At 43.2% G+C, this 4,243-nt stretch carries 1 protein-coding gene; it reads left to right on the top strand.

The genetic code is table 11. The features are described from left to right. A partial coding sequence (locus ABJG98_RS05010) for a hypothetical protein (RefSeq protein ID WP_348278387.1) occupies window positions 1-4,243 on the top strand: 4,243 nt, incomplete at both ends.

Here is a 4,243-nt window from a genome sequence, read left to right as displayed (position 1 = left end):
CAATGGTGGATACACTGGTAACGTACTCAGTGGCCTGCCTGAAAATGTGGCTGGGGAATCTTTCTGGGTGAGGGTTACCGACAACTCTGATCCTAACAACACTTGTTATGCGGATGCTGATCAAACTATCACTGACGATCCGGCTACTATCATCGTAACCAATGTCACTGAAACTGATGCTGATCAGTGCTCTCCGGTAAATGGTGCCATCCAGGTTGATGCCATTACTATCAATGGATCTACAACTAATACTGCGGCCGGGTTCCAGGCACTGGAAGCTTCCGGATATACTTTCGATGTACTGCAAAGTGATGCCGCTACCCTCGAAAAAACTTTTAACATAGCTGCGGATGCTGTGACTTTCCCTGGGGCGGACAACTTAGCAGCAGGAACTTATTATGTAAGAGTTACCAATGACTTGAGTTGTACTTCTGCTCTTTTCCAATTTGAAGTAGATGATGTAAAACCTGTACCAACGACTAATACAATTTCAGGAATTAATAATACCACCTGCTCAGGCACTCCAAATGGTCAAGTATCTACCAACTTTGTTTGGACTGGAGGTACCGTATCGTACGAATGGTATTACGGCACCATTGCCTCCGGAACTGCGGTGGGTCCTTTGACTGACACTCAAAACCTGGGCAATGGATCAGTAGTTTCTATTGGAGGTGGAACACCTGAACAGGTCGACGGTTTAGCGGGAGGAACATATTATGTGGTTATATCTGATACTGACGGTGGAATAGGCACAGGATGTACCTTCACTCAGGAAATTACCATTCTGGATGATGCTGCTACAGTCACTATAACAGGGCCAGCATCAGGATCAGACAATACAGGATGTACTGCTGCTTTTTATGATGGATCTTACACTGTAACCAACGCCACAACTGACGGAGCAGGTACTTTCCCGGGAGATTATGAATTTGAGTGGTACACAAATGGTGGTGCGTTACTTGAAACCACTGATGGAGTTCCAACCAAGAGTGATTTTGATAATGGATCATACTTCGTGATTGCTGTGGATAAAACAACCAATTGTTCTTCGTCTCAACAATCATTTACGATTAACGACAACATTACTCCGGTAGTAATTACAAATTCAGTAGTTACAGACGTGGAAAGATGTGACGCCACAATCAACAATGGATCAATTGATATTGAAGTAGATGGTTTTGCAGATCCGGGAGCGGCTTATACCATTCAGTGGTACACCGGAGGTGTAGGAACTATTGGAGCTGGGACTCTGATTGGAAGTGAAACTGATGACCTCTTCGATGAACAAAATACTGGTACTTATAGTGTAAGGGTTACTCTAGATGCAACTGGGTGTTTTGTCGATCAACAATTCACCATCAATTCAACACCAGCCACTACGCCAACATTTACCCTCAACACAACAGACGCCAGTACTTGTGTGCCGGGAGATGGGCAAATCACAGTAAACACCCTATCACCAGGTGTAGCCGCAGATTATACATGGACTTGGCTGCAAGCGGATAAGACAACAGATGTATCAGCAATAGCAGGATCAGATTTAACTACAGACGGTACAGCAGATTTAATTCCTGACGGAGATTACTATGTAGTCATCGAGCATAACAATACAGGTTGTGTTTCTGATACAGTCTCTGTGACGGTAGATCGAAATGCCAATTCTGTAATCTCCATTGCCGAAGCTAACGTGGTTGAACCAGGAGATTGTGATGCATTGGTAGGAGAGTTTGATTTAGAACTATCAGATGCCGCAGGAACAACACAAGTAGATGTTACTATTACAGATGACTTTGGAAATTCTGTTACTTTAAACAATGTTTCCATAAATGGGGGAGTTCCAGAAGTATCAGTCGCTGGGGTTGACCCGGCAGATGGATCTGTTTTTGTTTCGAGCAGTAAAGGAGTAACAGCTAACAACCCTGACATAGATTTCATTAATGGAGCCTATTATATTGAAGTATCAAACTCTGATGCAACAGGATGTACTGACACCTATGATTTCTTCCTTCCATACCAGAATGCCCCACGTTTAGATTTGGCCGTTCCTGTTGTCACCAATCATAGTACAAATTGTCAACCATACGAAGGTGCCGCGATAAACCCAGGAGATAACAGAGATGGATCTACAGGAGGGCAAGGTGGAGCCACAGGATCCGTTGACATCACGCTTACTATTCTTGATGGAGTTATCAATACCGACAACCATGGTAACTATCAAATATTCTTGTATCAGGGAGACGCACCAACTCCTTCACCGGATACATTTATCGCGCTTACCCTAGATGATGCATCAGGACTTAGTGACATGGATGTGGTGACTATTGGAGGATCTTCTGCCGCTTTATTTGGAAATCCAATTGGCAACAATATAATCCTTGAATTTATCGACGGTAATATATCCGACTTTACTACTGTGTCTAATGTTTTTGATACTGGAGAGACTATTAATGCCGTCACCAAAGACGGGCTTTGGTCTGTAGCTCAGGCAGCCCGACCAACCAGTATTCAGGTTAGAGAAGGTACAGATGTTGCAGCATCCGGTAATGACTACATAGGCACTTATTCATTTGATGGATTAGTGGCTGGAGAATACACAATAATGGCTGCACAGGAGGGTGCTGCCTTCTGTCTTTCTCCTTCTGTTACTTTTGAGATCGAAGATCGTTTTGAGGAACTGGATATTGTAAACAACACATCGCATATCGATATTTTCGATGATACAAATTGCGATGGAGGAACAACTAATAGTAATGGTGAGATTAATATCAAGCAAATTGATCGTGTCCTTAATGATGGTGCTGGCAGCACGCTTGTGGATGGTACCGATGCTGCAACTGACGCTGATTATACTTTTACATGGTATGTTGGCTCTGATATTAGTGGAACACTATTATCAGCTGCAGGATATGGAACAATTGTTGGTTCTGGGAATCAGGTAACCGAGCTTCCGGCAGGTGATTACACGGTTCTAATTGAAAACGGAACTTCGACCATTGGAAGCGGTGACGCTTGTAGCCAGACATACACTTTCGAAATTATCAGCAATCAGGACGATATCAGTATCGATGCAGGAGGCACTACCCCTACAGCCAATGCCAATGATAATTGCGATAGCCCATATGATGGTAGTATTGCAATGAGTGGTGTCGATATTGATATTGTTGATAGGACTGGAGCAACCTCAGATGTTACATGGCCAATAGCAGGTTATGAAGCATTTCTTTACGAATCCGGAAGTGGTCAATTGGCCTTTAATGGAACTGACAACACCCAAGCTTCTGACATCAATTACCTCAGTGACGCTACAGGAACAACATTCGGTCAACTTCAGGATGGAGACTACTACATTGTCATTGTGAATGACCTTGATTGTGAGTCAAGTCCATATTCTATTACAGTAAGTGATAATACCTTAAACCCTGTTGTTTCTGCAGGAACGGCAGACACAGATAATACCCAGTGCATTGATAATGCAAACGGAATTATTACAGCGTCACTTTTGGGAGATGCTGCAAACTATAATATTACCTGGTACAAAGGTGGAGTTACCAGTACCGACTTGTTCGTTGATGGTACGGATGGTGATATTTCAACTACAACAGGAAGCACCCCTTCAACCCTAACACTTTCCAATATTAAAGGGGGCACCTACACTGTAAAGGTTGAAGATGTTACAAACTCAATTGGTTGTGTTGGCTACTTCACTGCAAGCATTAGTGATAATGTAGATGCAATTACAGGTTTCGATTTTTCAAAATCTGACAATATGGATTGTAACCCAGACAATGGCTCAGTTACGCTAACTGACATTGATTTGTACAATTCGAGCAGCAACACCACAACCAACTTAACTGCTGGTGATGAAACGGCTATGGATGAATACACCATTCGAGTTTACAACAGTGCAGGAAGCTCTGTATTGTTTACTGATACTGAGGATGCAGGTGATAACCTAACCATTTCTGGTTTATCTCCTGGAGACTATTTGCTTGAGATTGAGCACCCAACCGCGATGTGTACATCTGCTCAAAAGTCTTTCTCTATAGCGGATGATTACACCAATCCTACCGTCGCTATCACTGAAGACAACCAAAACACAATATGTGACCCTGCTCTGGCGGGTACTGATGCAGATGGTCAGCTGACTGCTACCGTAACTGGTGATGCCGATGATAACTACTCTTTCCAGTGGTACGCTGGAGCGGATGGTAACACCTCTACTCCTATCAATGACTCTGATGTT

Origin of the sequence: Ekhidna sp. (assembly GCF_039960695.1) — a bacterium.
Lineage (GTDB): Bacteria > Bacteroidota > Bacteroidia > Cytophagales > Cyclobacteriaceae > Ekhidna.
This window is presented reverse-complemented; position numbering and strand designations above follow the sequence as displayed.